Here is a 15341-nt window from a genome sequence, read left to right as displayed (position 1 = left end):
TCCAAGAAGATTTCTGAAGATAAGCGGGCGGGTCAAGCCCACGTGTCACAGCTACGATCATTTCAGCGAGGTTTCTCCTGTTCTTCGTTCTTTCCAAGACGCTTGGCGCCGCGGTGCTGCCGCTCAATCTTCTGGTCGAGCTCGGGATCATCTCGGTCGTGCTGATGGCAACGCGCTTTGCCGGGATCGGCCGGAAGCTGGCGGCGACCACGCTGGTCCTGCTCGCGCTCGCCGCATTTTCGCCGCTCGGCAATCTCTTGCTCTATCCGCTGGAATCTCGCTTTCCGCCGTGGGATCCGTCGCGCGGCGCGCCAGACGGCATCATCGTGCTGGGCGGCTCCGTCGATACCGATCTGTCGGCGGCGCACCAAACGCCGGTGGTTTTGCATGCGGCCGATCGCCTGTTGGCGCCGGCCGAGCTTGCCCGCCGTTATCCGAATGCGCGTATCGTCTTCACAGGAGGCTCAGCCAACCTGATCTCGACCCACGCCAGAGAGGCCGACTATTCGGTCCCGATTCTGGAAAGCATCGGCATCCCAAAAGAGCGCCTCGTCGTGGAACGGGACTCGCGCAACACTTACGAGAACGCGGTCTTCACGAAGCGTCTGGTGGCACCGAAGCCGGGCGAGCGCTGGCTGCTCATCACCTCGGCCTACCACATGCCGCGTTCGATGGGTATTTTCCGCAAGGCTGGCTTTGACGTCGAAGCCTATCCGGTCGACTGGCGGATGGGCGGGCGCGACGAGCTGTTTTCCTTCACCAATATCAGCGCGGACGGTCTCGGCCGCACCGATGTGGCCGTGCGCGAGTGGATCGGCCTTCTGGCTTACCGCCTCATGGGCAGGATCAGCGAGTTGCTTCCGGGACCTGGCAAGGACTAGAACAGATCGCAGAAACGCAAACGACCCGTCGGGAGGCTTTCGTGCAACAGCAGAGTGCAGACAGGATCGATCTTGCCGGCCTCGTGGCCGATCTCAACAATCTGCTGCGGTTGAAAACCACGGTGATCGGCATGAAGCTGTTCGCGCGCGCCGAAGACATGGAGGCGATCCCGAAGATCCGGCGGCCGAATGCGGTCCACACCACAGACCAGATCGTCAGCATGGCCTCGCGGCTCGGCTGGACCGTGGGCATCACCGGTGGCGATCTCGTCGGCAACCAATGCCGCGCCGTAATCGGCCTCGCACCCCAGGACGAGAAATGGCTCGCCGGCGAAAACTATGTCGGGGTGTGGCATGGCACGGCGGAGGATGCGCGCAAGCGCCAGGAGGCACTGGACGTCGTCCCGTTCGGGCAGTATCAGGCGCTCGCGGTCAGCCCGCTCGCAAGCGGTCGGCTCGATCCGCCCGACATCTGTCTCGTCTACGCGACGCCCGGCCAGATGATCATCCTGATCAACGGGCTGCAATATACCGGCTACAAGAAGTTCGAATGGGGCGTGGTCGGAGAGACCGCGTGCGCGGATTCCTGGGGGCGGGCGCTGAAATCAGGCGAGCCCAGCCTGTCCTTGCCATGCTATGCCGAACGGCGCTATGGCGGCGTGCCTGATGAGGAGATGCTGATGGCGCTGAAGCCGCATCATCTCGCCAAGGCAATCGAAGGCATGAAGGCGCTGGCCAAGAACGGCCTGCGCTATCCGATCCCGCCCTATGGAATTCAAAGCGACGTCCGCGCCGGCATGGGCGTGAGTTACGCGAAGAAGTAAAGGCCAGTCATGAGCTCTGCGAAATTCGACATCGTCGTCTATGGCGCGACCGGTTTTACCGGTCAGCTCGTCGCCGAATATCTGGCGGCGCATTACAAGAACGACACGCAGCTCAAATGGGCGATGGCCGGACGCAGCCTCGACAAGCTGAAGTCAGTGCGCGGCGCGATCGGCGCGCCCGCAGACACGCCGCTGATCGTGGCGGATGCGTCCGATGCGGCCTCGCTGAAGGCAATGGCAGAGCAGACGAGATCTGTCATCACGACGGTCGGTCCGTATCAGCTCTATGGCGAGGAACTGCTGGCTGCCTGCGTTGCTGATGGTACGGACTATTTCGATCTTTGCGGCGAGCCGATCTGGATGCGGCAGATGATCGACAAATACGAGGCGGCTGCGAAAGCGAGCGGCGCGCGCATCGTGTTCTCCTGCGGCTTCGACTCCGTGCCTTTCGAGCTCGGTACGTTCTTCGTCCAGGAAGAGGCCAGGCGCGTGTTCGGCGCTGTGGCACCGCGCGTGAAGGGCCGCGTGCGCGATATGCGCGGCACGCTCTCGGGCGGCACCGCGGCGAGCGCGAAGGCCACCTTCGATGCGGTTGCCAAGGACATGAGCCTCGTCGCGATCCTGAACGATCCGTTCGCGTTGACGCCTGGCTTCACCGGACCGAAGCAGCCGAGGGGCAACAAACCGCTGATTGAGGAGGATCTCAATTCCTGGGCCGCGCCGTTCATGATGGCATTGATCAACACCCGCAACGTCCATCGCTCCAACATGCTGATGGGCTTTCCCTATGGCCAGGACTTCGTCTACGACGAGATGGTTTTGACCGGACCCGGCGAGAAGGGCGAGACCAACGCCAAGCGAGTGATGGCGGCGAATGCCGAGAAGACCGGCCCGAGCGCGCCGAAGCCGGGCGAGGGGCCATCGAAGGAGGAGCGCGAGAACGGGCTCTTCAATTTGCTTTATGTCGCGATCGCGCCCGACGGCCGCATGGTTCGTGCCGGTGTGACCGGCGATCGTGATCCCGGCTATGGCTCGACCTCGAAGATGATCTCCGAATGCGCGATCTGCATGCTGCGTGACGCGACTGATGTCGCGGCCGGTTTCTGGACGCCGGGTGCGGCGATGCAGCACAAGCTGATCAAGCGGCTGCGGGACAATGCCGGGCTGACGTTCGAGGTGGAAGCTTAAGCTCCGCGTTTCCGAAAGGGGCTGATCGATGTCCGCGACGTTCGACATCGTCGTCTACGGTGCGACCGGATACACCGGTCAGCTCGTGGCTGAATATCTCGCGGCGCATTACGTTGGCGAGGGTGCGCCGACCTGGGCGCTTGCCGGGCGCAGCAGAGACAAGCTTGCCTCCGTTCGCGATGTGATCGGCGCTCCCGCTGACACGCCGCTGATTGTAGCGGACGCCGCCAATCCGGCAGCGTTGCGGGCCATGGTCGATCAGGCGAAGCTGGTCGTTACCACTGTCGGTCCCTATCAGCTTTATGGATCCGATCTGCTCGCCGCCTGCGTCGCCTCGGGCACCGATTACATGGATCTCTGCGGCGAGCCGATCTGGCTGAAGCAGATGATCGACAGGCACGAGGCGGCCGCCAAGGCGAGCGGCGCGCGCATCATGTTCTCCTGCGGCTTCGATTCCATGCCGTTCGAGCTCGGTGCGTTCATTGTCCAGGAGGAAGCAAGGCGCGTGCTCGGTGCACCGGCGCCGCGCGTCAAAGGGCGGGTCCGCGACCTCAGCTGGAAGTTTTCCGGCGGCACGTCCGCCAGCGCAAGGGTCACCTTCGAAGCGGTTGCGCAGGATCTCAGCCTGGTGTCGATCCTCAAGGACCCCTTCGCATTCACGCCCGGCTTCGAAGGGCCGAAGCAGCCGCGCGGCAACAAGCCTGTTTTCGAGGAGGATCTGCAATCCTGGTCCGCGCCGTTCGCAATGGCGATGCTGAACACGCGCAACGTTCACCGTTCCAACATGCTGATGGGATTCCCTTACGGCCGGGATTTCGTCTACGACGAGATGGTGCTGACGGGGGCGGGGGACGAGGGGCAGGCCAATGCCAAGCTCGTTATGGCCGCCAACAGCGAAAAGACCGGCCCTGAGGCGCTCAAGCCCGGCGAGGGACCATCGAAAGAAGAGCGCGACGCCGGTCATTATGACCTGCTCTATATCGCGATTGCGCCCGATGGCCGTCAGGTTCGTACTGCGGTGAAGGGCGATCTCGATCCCGGCTACGCGTCAACGGCCAGGATGATCTCGGAATGCGCGATCTGCCTGCTGCGCGATGCGCCTGATGTCCCACCCGGTCTCTGGACGCCGGGCGCGGCGATGCAGCACAAGCTGATCAGGCGCTTGCGGGAGCACGCGGGGATGAGGTTTGAGGTGGAGAGCTAGCCCGGCTCTCGTAGGGTGGGCAAAGCGAAGCGTGCTCACGACTTTTTGCACGACCGAGGAGAGATGGTGGGCGCGGCGCGTTGCGCCTCACCCTTCGGCAGCCGAGGTTGCCGCTACGCCGCCCTTGCGTCATACGCGTACATGAAATCCATGCTCTTCGATCCCAGCGGCAGCAGCCATTTCATCATCTGATTGCGGATGAAGGCGCCGGCGGCGCTGAACTCGCGTTTGCTGTTGCCGTTGCGACGCGCGATGGCGACAATCTTCTCGGCGCGGGGGCGTCGCTCGGCCTCGAAGGCCTGGAACGTCGCCGTCAACTCCTGACCCTCCTGCATCAGCCGAGCGAGCCGCATCGCATCTTCCAGCGCGAGCGACGCGCCCTGGCCGGCATGCGGGCTGGTTGCATGCGCGGCGTCGCCGATCAGGAGCGAGCGCTTGCGCGACCATGTCGGCAAGGTCGCGACATCGAGCGTATCGGTGATCACGATGTTCTCGGCCGCCTCGATTATCGCGGGGATCGGATCGTGCCAGCCGTGATGGAAGCTCCGCAGATGCTGCTTCAGCGTCTGTGCGTCGAGTGCGCGAAACATCGCGGCATCCATGCCGTGCGCGGGCTGCGTGCTCCACCACATCGCGCCGTCCATTGGATCCGGGCTGCAATAGCCGTAGCCGAAGTAGCCGCTCTGTCCGAACGTGGTCTCGACACGTCTGCCGATCGCCCTTCCGTCGAGGACCGAATGAGGGACGAACCCGCCGAAGCCGATCAGGCCGGTGTTGAAGGGTTTGGGACCATCAGGCACAACCTGGCGCCGCGTGATCGAATGCACACCGTCGGCGCCGATCAGAAAATCACCCTCCGCGGTGGTGCCGTCGGCAAAATAGGCGATCACAGGCTGGTCGCCGCGATCCTCCACCTTGATCAGGCGCTTGTCGAAATAGAGCGAGACGCAGGCGCACCAGGCCTTGTCGATCAGCATCTCGTTCAGCGTGGCGCGGCAGACATTGACCGCAGGCTGGCCGAAGCGCCGCGCCATGTCGCGGTTGATCGAGCCGAGCCTTCGGCCTTCTTGCGAATAGAAGTCGAAGGACTCCGCGATCGAGCCGCGGCTGATCAGCTCGTCGGCAAGCCCGATCTCGTCCATGACCTGCATGCCGTTGGGGGCGATCTGGAGGCCGCCGCCGATGCCCTTCGAGTAGGGCCAGGCCTCGTAGATTGCGGATTCGATGCCGGCGCGGCGCAGCAGGATCGCGGCGACGGGCCCAGCGATGCCGGCGCCGATGATGAGGGCCTTGCGGGGACGGTGAGGCATTGGCTTGCTCCCGACGTTTCCGTGGTGCTAGGAGAAATTAAGGTCACTAAATCTCTTAGTGACTAAGATATATATCGACTAAGATATGAGGTGGGCCTTGTCAAGGGCAAAGGCGCGCGCGGCGTTATTGGGGGAATTGGAAGAGGCGATGCGGCGGTCGTCCGCGCAGGGCGTGCTCTATGGGCAAGCCGTTGCGAACGTAGCCGGAATTGCCAATTCCGACCTCGAATGCATGGACATTCTCTATCTCGAGGGTCGCGTGACCGCGGGGAGGCTTGCCGAGGTGACGGGGCTCACGACGGGCGCCATCACCGGCGTGGTCGACCGACTGGAGAAGGCTGGCCTCGTCCGCCGCGAGAGGGACGAGCATGATCGGCGCAAGGTCTTCATTTCGGTGATACCGGAGACCGGGGCGAAGATTGGCGAACTCTACGTGCCGATGCAGCAGGCAATGGAGAAGGTGTTCAGCGCCTATAGCGACGAAGAGCTGCGCCTGCTGCTGCGGTTTGCCAATGAGGGCTACAAGGGTGTGCTCGCAGCGACCACGGCATTAAAGGGCCTGCTCGATACGCCGCCCGAAAAGAGGCCCCAGCTCAAGCTGAAGAAGCATCCTCGCCAGACGTGATCTTGTAGGCCTGCGCCGCGGCGATCATGCCCCACATCGCGCCCAGCATCATCCAGAAGTGGCGCCAGTGGTCGGTGTCGATCACAAAGCTTTCGCCGACGGTGCCGACGAAGGCGGAGAACACCGCGAGGTAGGCGCGCTGCCAGGGCACACGGACGAAGATGTGGCGGAAGCCCATGATGACGGTGGTGAAGACCAGCGCCGGATAGCAGACGCCGGAGAGCCAGCCGCCTGACATGAAGGCGTTCAGGTAGGAATTGTGGGTGTCTTCAGGGAAGAAGCGGTGGAATTGCAGGGGGCCGATGCCGAACGGCAGATCAAGCGCCATCTCCGCGCCTAGGATGTGCCGGCCGAATCGGCCAAAGCGGCCCTCGTCATAGCTCTGGTCGAAGCTCGCGCGCTGCTTGAACATCTCGGCGACGGAATCGAACGACAGCAGCACCGCGATCAGCGCCAGCCCCAGCACCACCGCGACGATCGCCATGACGATGATGCGCGAGCGCTGGGCATTGGTGCGGCTGGTCAGCACCATCAATGCCAGCATGAACGCCGAGGTCAGGATCAGCCCGCCCCAGGCCGCGCGGGAAAAGGCGAGCAGGATGGCCAGCGACATGATGCCGAAGGCGAAGGCGTTGCGAAAGGCCTTGGCGAGCTTGTCGGAAACCACGCTTTGGAGCGCAAACAGCGCCGGCAGGATCAGGAACGCGCCAAGCACGTTCGGGTCCTTGAAGGTGCCGCGGGCGCGCTCATAGAGCGTCAACAGATCGTGGCCGCCGGGGACCAGGTTGAAATAGCCTGCAATCGCTGAGAGCGAGGCGATCATCGCGCCGACCACCAGGCCACGGCGCAGCATGTCGAGCCGCGCCTCCGTGTCCTCGGAGGTGACCATGGCGAAGAACACCACGGTAACAGCCATGTACCAGGAGGTCGCTATCCAGCTTGCGACCTCTGACTGGTCGAGCAACGGGATCGCGCTGATGGTGTAACCGACATTGAGCAGCACCAGAGCCAGTACCAACGGCATCAGCACGAGCCGCAGGCGCAGGCCGGTGGCGAAGAAGGCGACGGTGGCGAGCAGCGTCGCGATCTCGTAGGGGCTCGGCTCGATGAAGACGATTGCGCCCGATGCGCCGACCAGCCACACCAGCGCGCGCTGGAGGGCGAGCACGCCGGGCGCAGCCGGTGCGGCTACGTTCATTCCACCGGCTGTTGCCGCATACGCCATCACACGCTCACACGCCTAACTCTCACGCCACAAACACCGCTGTCATCGCCCGGCTTGACCGGGCGATCCAGTACTCTGCGGCGCCTGTTGTGGAGATGGCTGGCGCCACGGCGTACTGGATGCCCCGGTCAAGCCGGGGCATGACGAAAGCTCAATACGCGTTCTCGTTCTTGGTCAGCAGCGAGATCGGCGTCTTCAGGAGAATGACAAGGTCGAACAGGACCGACCAGTTCTCGATGTAATAGAGGTCGAACTCGACGCGCTTCTGGATCTTCTCTTCATTGTCGATCTCGCCGCGCCAGCCGTTGATCTGGGCCCAGCCGGTGATGCCGGGCTTGACGCGGTGGCGGGCGAAATAGCCGTCGACGGCCTCGTCGAACAGTCGACTCTGGAGCTTGCCTTGCACCGCGTGCGGACGCGGGCCGACCAGGGAGAGATTGCCCGAAAACACCACGTTGAAGAGCTGCGGCAGTTCGTCGAGGCTGGTCTTGCGGATGAAACGGCCGACGCGGGTGACACGCGAATCGTTCTTGGTCACGACCTTCGATGCCGTCGGATCGGCCTGGTGGTGATACATCGAGCGGAATTTGTAGACGTCGATACGCTCGTTGTTGAATCCGAACCGCTTCTGGCGGAACAGGACGGGGCCGGGGCTGTCGAGCTTCACGGCCAGCGCCACCAGCGCCATCACGGGAAGGGCCGCGAGCAACGCGAGGCTGCCGACGACGCGGTCGAACAGCCATTTCATCACCAGATCCCAATCGGTGATTGGCGCCTCGAACACGTCGAGCGTCGGCACTTCGCCAAGATAGGAATAGGAGCGAGGGCGGAAGCGCAGCTTGTTGGTGTGGGCGGAGAGGCGGATATCGACCGGCAGCACCCAGAGCTTCCTCAGCATCTCCAGGATGCGCGTCTCCGCCGAGATCGGCAGCGCGAACAGCACGAGATCGACGCGGGTGCGCCGGGCGAATTCGACGATGTCGTCGACCTTGCCGAGCTTGCGCGCGCCGGCGCAGGTATCGAGCGCGCGGCTGTCGTTGCGGTCGTCGAACACGCCGAGCACGTGGATGTCGGAATCCTCCTGCGCCCTCAACGCCTCAACCAATTGCTCACCGTTGCTGTCGGACCCGACGATGATGGTGCGGCGATCGAGCCGACCCTGGCGCGCCCAGTTGCGCACCAGCGAACGGAGGATGAGGCGCTCGACGACCAGCGCGGCAAGGCCAAGGAAATAGAAGGCGGCAAGCCACAGCCGCGAGATCTCGCTGCCGAACTTGGCGAAGAAGGAGACGCCGATGAACAGCAGGAAGACGAACGACCAGGACGAGATCATCCGCGTCATCTGCCGGAGCTGGCCGCGGAACAATTGCACCTGATAGATGTCCGCGGCCTGGAAGCAGACCACGGCTGCGACTGCGACGGCGACGATCTCTATCGGATAGATCCAGCTAAAGCCGTTGTGCGGCATGACATAGCCGACATATACGGCGATGCCGACCACGTTGAGCAGCGCGAAGTCGATGGCGCGCACGATGCCGGCAATCACGATCGGCGAATAGGCGCGGGCGACTTTCTGGTTGACGACCTCGAGCGCAGCCGGCGTGAGGCGGCGGCGGCGTTCGACGAAATTCGTCTCGGCAGGCTTGGCCGCGGCGCTGGTCGCGGCATCGAGCATCGAGCGTGCGTTGAGCGGTTCCACGGGCGTCTACGTCCATTCCAAGGCCCCGCGGGCAGCGACTTGCTCCCCGGGCATGCATCCCCAGGCACTCGATTATCGGACAAATCGGAAGATTCTCTAAAGCCGGCTTAAGGATGGTTAATGATTGGCAAATGCATCGCGGTAACCCGCGAGCACGCCATCGACCATCGCCTGCTGCGAGAAGTGCGCCGAGATGCGCTCGCGCAGGGCCGCTGCGCGCTGCGCAGTCGCCTGCGCATCGTCGAGCGCGGCGGCGATCGCCTCGGCCATGGCTTCGGCGTTGCTGGCCGCGAATAGGGCCGGGCTGTCGGCCCCGAAAATCTCAGGGATGCCGCCGACGCGCGCTGCGATCATGGGAATGCCGGCTGCGCCGGCCTCGATGACGACATAGGGCATGGAATCGCCGCGCGAGGGAACGACCAGCAGTCGTCCCTTGGAAAAGCCGTAGCGCGCCTTGACGTGGCCGATGAAGCGGATCGCGTCCTTCATGCCGAGCCGCTCGACCTGCGCCTTCAGCGCCGCCGTCTCCTCACCGTCACCGCCGAGCGTCAGCGTGACGTTCTTGCCGCTCTCTTGCAGCCGCGCCACCGCGTCGACCAGGAGGTCCGCGCCCTTGATGTGCCTGAACTCGCCGACATAGCAGAGGTCGGTGGCGTCATCGGCGATAACGACAGGTTCGAATTCTTCCGGCGTCACGCCGTTGAAGACGCAGTGCACCACGCCCTTGGGCGTGCCGACGATGCGCTGGTAGGTGTCGCGCGCAAAGGCGCTCTCGAACAGGAACAGGTCGGTCGCATCCATCAGCGAGCGTTCGAGGCGTGCGTAAAACTCCCCCTTCAGGGTGTTGAGCGGATAGTGCAGCGAGCCGCCATGGGGCGTGTAGATGCGGATGGTGTCGTCGGCGCGGCGCCGCATGCGAACGAAAGCGCCGGCCTTGGCACCGTGGCCATGCATGACGTCGGGCTTGAGCGCTGCAATCAGGCGGCGCATGCGCAACCAAACCAGAAAATCCTCGGGCGAGGGTTCCCGGCGGATCGCCATCCGATGCACGCCGAGCTTCAAGCGCGGCGCAAGTTCGGCCAGCGCCTTGTCCGCACGCTCGCCACCGGTGAGGCTGTCGGCGAGAATCCCGACGTGATGGCCGCGGTCAACCTGGCCGTTGGCGAGGTCGAGGATGTGGCGGAAGATGCCTCCGACGGGTGCGCGTACGGCGTGCAGAATGCGAAGCGGCTGGTCAGGAGAGGGAGGCATGATCAAAACCAGCGCACGAAACTGGACAAAGTTCTCGAAATATCGATGCGATTAAGGACCCTCGTGGTTAACAAACGATGACGAGCGTGCCCACGTTGGCTGCCGGAGGTCGCGATTAACCCAGCGGCAACCTTAATGGAGTGTAATCGGCCTCATTGAGGTCCACGAGTGGCGTTGCCCTGCGGGAGTGTTCGATGCGTTTAGCGTTCTGGCGTGCCGGCAAGGACAAGGCCGTCATCGAGCGGGCCGTTTCGAAAGCCAAGCTCGAGACAAAGCCCAGAGCTGAAGCCAAGCCTGCGCCGATTGCAGCGAAGCAGGCGCCAGCCGAATCCGGCGACATCGATCTGCATGCGCTGGGCGGCGCGCTCGCGCGCAAGCGCGGCTGGATCATCGTGCCGACGGTATTGGCCCTCGTCGCGTCCGTCGCCATCGTCAATCTCATCACGCCGCGCTTCAAATCCGAATCGCGAATCCTGATCGACGGCCGCGAGAACGTCTTCCTGCGGCCGAGCAGCGATCGCAGCACCGAGGAGCGGCAGGCGCTCGACCCCGAGGCCGTCACCAGCCAGGTGCAGCTCGTGCTGTCGCGCGATCTCGCGCGCGAGATCATCAAGAAGAACAAGCTGGCCGAGCGGCCGGAGTTCGATCCGGTACTGCAAGGCATTTCGCCCCTGAAATCACTCGCGGCGCTGGTCGGCATCGTCCGCGACCCGTTCTCGATGACGCCGGAAGAGCGGGTGCTCGACGCGTACTATGATCGCCTTCAGGCCTATGCCGTCGACAAGTCGCGCGTGATCGTGGTCGAATTCCAGTCGCAGGATCCCGAGCTCGCCGCGCGCGTCGCCAATTCGATCGCCGACGGCTACCTGGTGCTCCAGCAGAATGCGCGCCAGGACCAGGCGCGCAATGCCAGCCAGTGGCTCTCGGGCGAGATCGACAATTTGCGCAAGAAGGTTTCCGAGGCCGAGGCGAAGGTCGAGGATTTCCGTTCGAAGTCGTCGCTGTTCATCGGCACCAACAACACCACGCTGTCAAATCAGCAGATGGGTGAGGTCAACACCCAGCTCAACAACGCACGCTCGCTGAAGGCGGACGCGGAATCCAAGGCGAGGCTGATCAAGGAAATGCTCCAGAGCGGCAAGCCGATCGAGGCATCCGAGGTCGTGAACTCCGAGCTGATGCGTCGCTTGTCGGAGCAGCGTGTGACGCTACGCGCGCAGCTCGCCGAACAGTCGTCCACGCTGCTCGGAAATCATCCGCGCATCAAGGAGCTGAAGGCACAGCTGAGCGATCTCGATGGTCAGATCCGCGACGAGGCTGCCAAGATCTCGCGTTCGCTCGAAAACGACGCCCGGATCGCCGGCGGCCGGGTCGACGGCCTGACCACGAGCCTCGAGCAGCTCAAGAAGCAGGCGACATCGACCAACGGCCAGGATGTCCAGCTCCGCGCGCTCGAGCGCGAGGCCAAGGCGCAGCGCGACCTGCTCGAGACCTATCTTGCCAAATATCGCGAGGCGAATACCCGCGAAACCATCGATACCGCGCCGACCGAGGGCCGCATCATTTCGCGCGCAATCGTCTCGAACACGCCGGCCTATCCGAAGAAGCTGCCGATCGTGTTGATCGCGACGCTGGCGACGCTGCTGTTGTCCTCCGGTCTCGTCGTCACCGGCGAGCTTCTGCGCCAGACCGCGCCGCGCGTCGTCGCGACGCTCGCCCCCGCGACGGCACGCCGCGAGCCTGTTGTCGATCCGGTGGAGACGGATCCGGCGCCGCTCCAGCCGGAGATGACCGACGATGCCGACGTCAGCGAATTGGCCGAGATCGGGCAGCTGGCCGAGAGGCTGAAGGCTGCTGGCGCGAGCGCCAAGAAGGTCACCGTGCTCGGCACCGCTTCAGGAGAGGCGATCACGCTGTCGGCGCTGACGCTCGCCCGGCATCTGGCGCGTGAGGCGCGTGTCGTCGTGGTCGATCTTGCCGCATCCTCGCCGACGATCGTCGCGGTGTCGGTCGATCCGACAGCGCCCGGACTTGCCGAGCTGATGCAGGGGCAGGCCTCGTTCGCGCAGATCATTACGCGCGACAAATTCTCGCGGCTGCATCTCGTTCTGGCCGGTCGTCCAGGCTTCGACCAAAGTCTGCTTCAGTCGCCGCGAGTGGCGCTCGCAATCGATGCCTTGCTGCGCGCTTACGATTACGTGTTGCTCGACGCCGGTGGCGCATCCGAGCTGCCCGCAGAACTCTTGACGACGAATGCCCGCGCTGTCGTGGTCCCCGACGCGTCGATGGAGGCTGATGCGCGTACGCTCATGTGCGAGCAGCTCAAGGGCGTCGGCTTCAGCGAGGTGACGATGTTGAGGCGGCCCGTGCAGCCATCGGATGCTGGTGAGACAGCGCGCGTGGTGGCGGCGTAGGTCCCGTTATCCTCTCGCGCCGCCCACGAGGCGAGAAGGGAAAGTCGCTACCCGAACGTCTGCCTCAGCCGTCGCGCCAGATCGAACAGCACCTGGTTCTGCTTCACCAGGCGCTTGCCGCGGTTGATGGAGGACATCGCCATGGCCGCGAGCCTGCCGCGCGGGGTCAGGGGCACGAAGCTGTCGAAGATGTCCTCGTCGTTCTTGCAGAACATGCGCTTGTAGTCGTCCGATCCGATGCCGAGGTCGAGGGAGCGGTAGCCGCGCTCGCCGTACCGGTCGATGATGTAGCGTATCAGGATCAGGCCCGGGCTGTAGCGGGCGTGCTCCGACATCGTGTAGGTGTTGAACATCATCGAAAAGCGCTGGCCGTCGGCGACGCCGGCGAAGATCGCGATCACTTCCTCGTCGCATTCCAGCGCATGAATGTCGATGACGCGGCCTTCGCCGCGCGGCGCCAGGCAGGCACTGCGGATGAATTGCTCGACGCCAGGCTCGGCGAAGACATTAGGCAGCTTCTGCTCCGCCATCCGCGCCGGTTTGACGCGGAAGAACCAGTCGAGCAGGCGGGTGACGTCCGCGTCCGTTGTCGCAAGGTGATAGCGGTAGCCGGGAAGAGCCTGGAGCTTCTTCTCCTTGCTCTTGAGCCGGCGGCGGAAGGAATTGCTGATCCGCGATGCGGGCGGGCCGCCCGGCTCCATGATCAGCATGGGGCAGCCGTTGATCGCGCTCTGCTGCGGCAATAGCGCAAACGGATTCTGCTGATCGTGCCAGCGCTTCGGTTGCTGCGTCAGCGCGAGCACGTCGACCCGGTTGCACAGCGGTGCGATCAGTGCGTCGAGGTCGGTGGCGACGGCCTGTGCGGCGAACTCGGCGTTCCACAGTCCCATGTTGAAGGTCGTATGCTTGCCGCCCATGAAGCAGGCCGTGCGCACGCCATGGCCCCGGCGCAGCGCCAGCGGAAGCAGGGCGAGCGGAGTCCGCTCGGCATCGCGCGCGATCACGACGAAGGGGCGCGCGCCTTCGTGCTCGCCGACCGATCGTTGCCAGGTGCCCAGGAGATCGAACCGCTGATACGGCGTGAAGAGGTGACCGGGCTCCTCGAGCGCGCGCCAAACCCTCTCGGCTTCACCGAGATCGGCGATGATATCGACACGCGCAATACGGCTCGCTCTGGACCGCGCTGGCGATTCTGCCGTCCGGCTTTGCATCGCCGCAGCCATGGTCATTCACGAAACCTGTCGAGAAAGCGAAAAATACGTATTTCGGCCTGTGGCCGACCTTTGCATATAAATGTCAACAAAGGGTAATGACAATGGGTCAGGGAGCAGGCTGCCGGCGAACGCGAAGGTGGGGTATTGGCATCCGACGACAGATGGCTGGAGCGGTTGCGGCTCGAACTGGCCTGGTTCTCGGGCCAGGCCCTGCTGCGCAGCCGTGGCGCGGGCGCCATCCTGCGCTTCGCGCACGTACGGCCGGGGCGGAGCGGCGCGTTCCAGCCGTTGCGCGAACACGAGGTCTCGCCGCAATTCCTCGATCGCGCCATTCGTGCGCTGAAGCGCTGGAACTATGACTTTCTCGGTATGGACGAGGTCTGCCGGCGCGCGGTGACGCTGCCGGAGAAACAGCGCTTCGTGGCACTCACTTTCGACGGCGCGCCGAAGGACTTCATCAGCTTTGCCTATCCGGTGCTGGCGCGCCACGCCGTACCGTTCACGCTCTATGTTCCTACCGCTTTTCCCGATGGCGTTGGCGAGGCGTGGTGGCTTGGGCTCGAGCGGGTGATCGCGCGCGAGAGCCGCGTCAGCCTAATGATGGGCGACAAGGAGCAGCGTTTCACCGTCACAGACAATGCCGAGAAGCAGGCGCTGTTCTCGCATCTCGAGGGCTGGCTGCGCTCGCTGCCGCCTGCGGATCTGTCAGCCGCGATCGCCGATCTCTGCACGCGCTACAGCATCGATCTTGTCGCACTCTCTCGCGAGGCGTCGATGGATTGGGAGGATCTGGCGAAGCTCGCTGCCGATCCGCTGGTCACGATCGGCAGTGTGACCGTGAACTATCCTAACCTCGCCAACATGAAGGATGCGGCGGCGCTGCGCGAGATGACGATGGGCAAGGCGGTGGCGGAAGCCGCGTTTCGCCGCGAGGTCAGGCACCTGGCATATCCGTTCGGCGATCGGTCCTCGTTCCGGCGCAGCCACGTCGTGATGGCGGAGGAGGCCGGTTTTGCCAGCGCGGTATCGACGATCCCGGGCATTGTGGATGCGGAAGGACGCACAAATCTGCGCGCGTTGCCGCGGATCCCCTGGGACGGGCGGGTGCGCTCGCTGCGAATGATGCGGGTGTTGGTGTCGGGCGTTGCGTTCGCGCCGGTGAAACCGACGGGCAGCGTTACGAGCTAGATTTCGCCCGGTCGGGCCGCTGCATCCAACTCACGATGGGCATGGCCGGAAGCACCCAGCCCATGCCGACCACCACGTAGTAGATCGCCTGACGCCAGCCGGACTCGGCGATCCACGGCATCTGCGCAGCCGCCATGCCGAGCAGAGCCCATACGGTGGCCAGCACCAGCAGCAGAATGGCGCCGAGGAACTTGCGGGTGCGGATCGTCATGGCGGGGACTTGCGGCTTTCGCGTAACTTGCGCTGCGGGAGCGGGGGACTATAAGGGGCACGCAGTCCGGTTCAAGTCTCTTAGTCACAAGGCTTGGTTTGTCCCTG

The 15341-nt window shown here is 64.1% G+C and carries 13 protein-coding genes; 7 read left to right on the top strand and 6 right to left on the bottom strand.

What is annotated here, in order from left to right; all coding sequences use genetic code 11:
• The first annotated feature begins 113 nt into the window (after positions 1 to 113).
• From L6637_RS37390 to L6637_RS37375, 4 genes are read left to right on the top strand one after another with little or no spacing between them, the layout of a single operon-like run.
• Positions 114 to 881, top strand: coding sequence for a YdcF family protein (locus L6637_RS37390; RefSeq protein ID WP_237873897.1), 768 nt, complete (start codon positions 114 to 116; stop codon positions 879 to 881).
• Between the two features lie 41 nt (positions 882 to 922).
• Positions 923 to 1705: a DUF169 domain-containing protein gene (locus tag L6637_RS37385; protein ID WP_237873895.1), complete on the top strand. Its 783-nt coding sequence runs from the start codon at positions 923 to 925 to the stop codon at positions 1703 to 1705.
• 9 nt (positions 1706 to 1714) lie between these two features.
• Positions 1715 to 2893: a saccharopine dehydrogenase family protein gene (locus L6637_RS37380; RefSeq protein ID WP_237861796.1), complete on the top strand. Its 1179-nt coding sequence runs from the start codon at positions 1715 to 1717 to the stop codon at positions 2891 to 2893.
• 28 nt (positions 2894 to 2921) lie between these two features.
• Positions 2922 to 4097, top strand: a complete 1176-nt coding sequence (locus L6637_RS37375; RefSeq protein ID WP_237873894.1) for a saccharopine dehydrogenase family protein — start codon at positions 2922 to 2924, stop codon at positions 4095 to 4097.
• Between the two features lie 113 nt (positions 4098 to 4210).
• On the opposite strand, the gene L6637_RS37370 is transcribed toward L6637_RS37375, so the two are convergent.
• Positions 4211 to 5407 carry an FAD-dependent monooxygenase gene (locus L6637_RS37370; RefSeq protein ID WP_237873893.1) on the bottom strand — a complete coding sequence of 399 codons (1197 nt, stop codon included), beginning with the start codon at positions 5405 to 5407 and terminating at the stop codon, positions 4211 to 4213.
• A 148-nt stretch (positions 5408 to 5555) separates the two neighbouring features.
• Between L6637_RS37370 and L6637_RS37365 the strand changes: the two genes are divergently transcribed.
• Positions 5556 to 6032, top strand: coding sequence for a MarR family transcriptional regulator (locus L6637_RS37365; RefSeq protein ID WP_237861801.1), 477 nt, complete (start codon positions 5556 to 5558; stop codon positions 6030 to 6032).
• Here the strand turns inward: L6637_RS37365 and L6637_RS37360 are convergent.
• The 3 genes from L6637_RS37360 to L6637_RS37350 form a co-directional block, all read right to left on the bottom strand.
• Positions 6001 to 7257 carry an O-antigen ligase family protein gene (locus L6637_RS37360; RefSeq protein WP_237861803.1) on the bottom strand — a complete coding sequence of 419 codons (1257 nt, stop codon included), beginning with the start codon at positions 7255 to 7257 and terminating at the stop codon, positions 6001 to 6003. The two genes, L6637_RS37365 and L6637_RS37360, sit on opposite strands and share 32 nt — an antisense overlap.
• 151 nt (positions 7258 to 7408) lie before the next feature.
• A complete protein-coding gene (locus L6637_RS37355; RefSeq protein WP_237873891.1) occupies positions 7409 to 8956 on the bottom strand; it encodes an undecaprenyl-phosphate glucose phosphotransferase in 1548 nt (515 codons plus the stop codon).
• Between the two features lie 117 nt (positions 8957 to 9073).
• Positions 9074 to 10207: a glycosyltransferase family 4 protein gene (locus L6637_RS37350; protein ID WP_237873889.1), complete on the bottom strand. Its 1134-nt coding sequence runs from the start codon at positions 10205 to 10207 to the stop codon at positions 9074 to 9076.
• Between the two features lie 194 nt (positions 10208 to 10401).
• Here L6637_RS37350 and L6637_RS37345 point away from each other — a divergent pair, with 194 nt between their 5' ends.
• A complete protein-coding gene (locus tag L6637_RS37345) occupies positions 10402 to 12621 on the top strand; it encodes a GumC family protein (RefSeq protein WP_237873887.1) in 2220 nt (739 codons plus the stop codon).
• Positions 12622 to 12668: 47 nt separating this feature from the next.
• On the opposite strand, the gene L6637_RS37340 is transcribed toward L6637_RS37345, so the two are convergent.
• Entirely contained in the window at positions 12669 to 13850 is a 1182-nt protein-coding gene (locus L6637_RS37340) for a GNAT family N-acetyltransferase (protein WP_237873885.1), read from the bottom strand.
• 129 nt (positions 13851 to 13979) lie between these two features.
• On the opposite strand from L6637_RS37340, the gene L6637_RS37335 reads away from it, so the two are divergent.
• A complete protein-coding gene (locus L6637_RS37335) occupies positions 13980 to 15023 on the top strand; it encodes a polysaccharide deacetylase family protein (protein ID WP_237873883.1) in 1044 nt (347 codons plus the stop codon).
• On the opposite strand, the gene L6637_RS37330 is transcribed toward L6637_RS37335, so the two are convergent.
• Positions 15013 to 15234 (bottom strand): DUF2842 domain-containing protein, encoded by a 222-nt coding sequence (locus tag L6637_RS37330; protein ID WP_045003154.1) that lies wholly within the window; start codon positions 15232 to 15234, stop codon positions 15013 to 15015. The genes L6637_RS37335 and L6637_RS37330 overlap by 11 nt on opposite strands.
• Between the last annotated feature and the right edge of the window lie 107 nt (positions 15235 to 15341).

Source organism: Bradyrhizobium zhengyangense (genome assembly GCF_022012435.1).
Classification (GTDB): Bacteria; Pseudomonadota; Alphaproteobacteria; order Rhizobiales; family Xanthobacteraceae; genus Bradyrhizobium; species Bradyrhizobium zhengyangense.
The sequence above is the reverse complement of the archived record's forward strand: the minus strand, read 5'-3'. Positions and strand labels throughout refer to the sequence as shown.

Bases quoted from the DNA above. Each gene is read 5' to 3' on its own strand.
- L6637_RS37380 (WP_237861796.1), top strand. From the start codon at position 1,715: ATGAGCTCTGCGAAATTCGACATCGTCGTCTATGGCGCGACCGGTTTT.
- L6637_RS37375 (WP_237873894.1), top strand. From the start codon at position 2,922: ATGTCCGCGACGTTCGACATCGTCGTCTACGGTGCGACCGGATACACC.
- L6637_RS37370 (WP_237873893.1), bottom strand. From the start codon at position 5,407: ATGCCTCACCGTCCCCGCAAGGCCCTCATCATCGGCGCCGGCATCGCT.
- L6637_RS37365 (WP_237861801.1), top strand. From the start codon at position 5,556: ATGCGGCGGTCGTCCGCGCAGGGCGTGCTCTATGGGCAAGCCGTTGCG.
- L6637_RS37360 (WP_237861803.1), bottom strand. From the start codon at position 7,257: ATGGCGTATGCGGCAACAGCCGGTGGAATGAACGTAGCCGCACCGGCT.
- L6637_RS37350 (WP_237873889.1), bottom strand. From the start codon at position 10,207: ATGCCTCCCTCTCCTGACCAGCCGCTTCGCATTCTGCACGCCGTACGC.
- L6637_RS37345 (WP_237873887.1), top strand. From the start codon at position 10,402: ATGCGTTTAGCGTTCTGGCGTGCCGGCAAGGACAAGGCCGTCATCGAG.
- L6637_RS37340 (WP_237873885.1), bottom strand. From the start codon at position 13,850: ATGACCATGGCTGCGGCGATGCAAAGCCGGACGGCAGAATCGCCAGCG.
- L6637_RS37330 (WP_045003154.1), bottom strand. From the start codon at position 15,234: ATGACGATCCGCACCCGCAAGTTCCTCGGCGCCATTCTGCTGCTGGTG.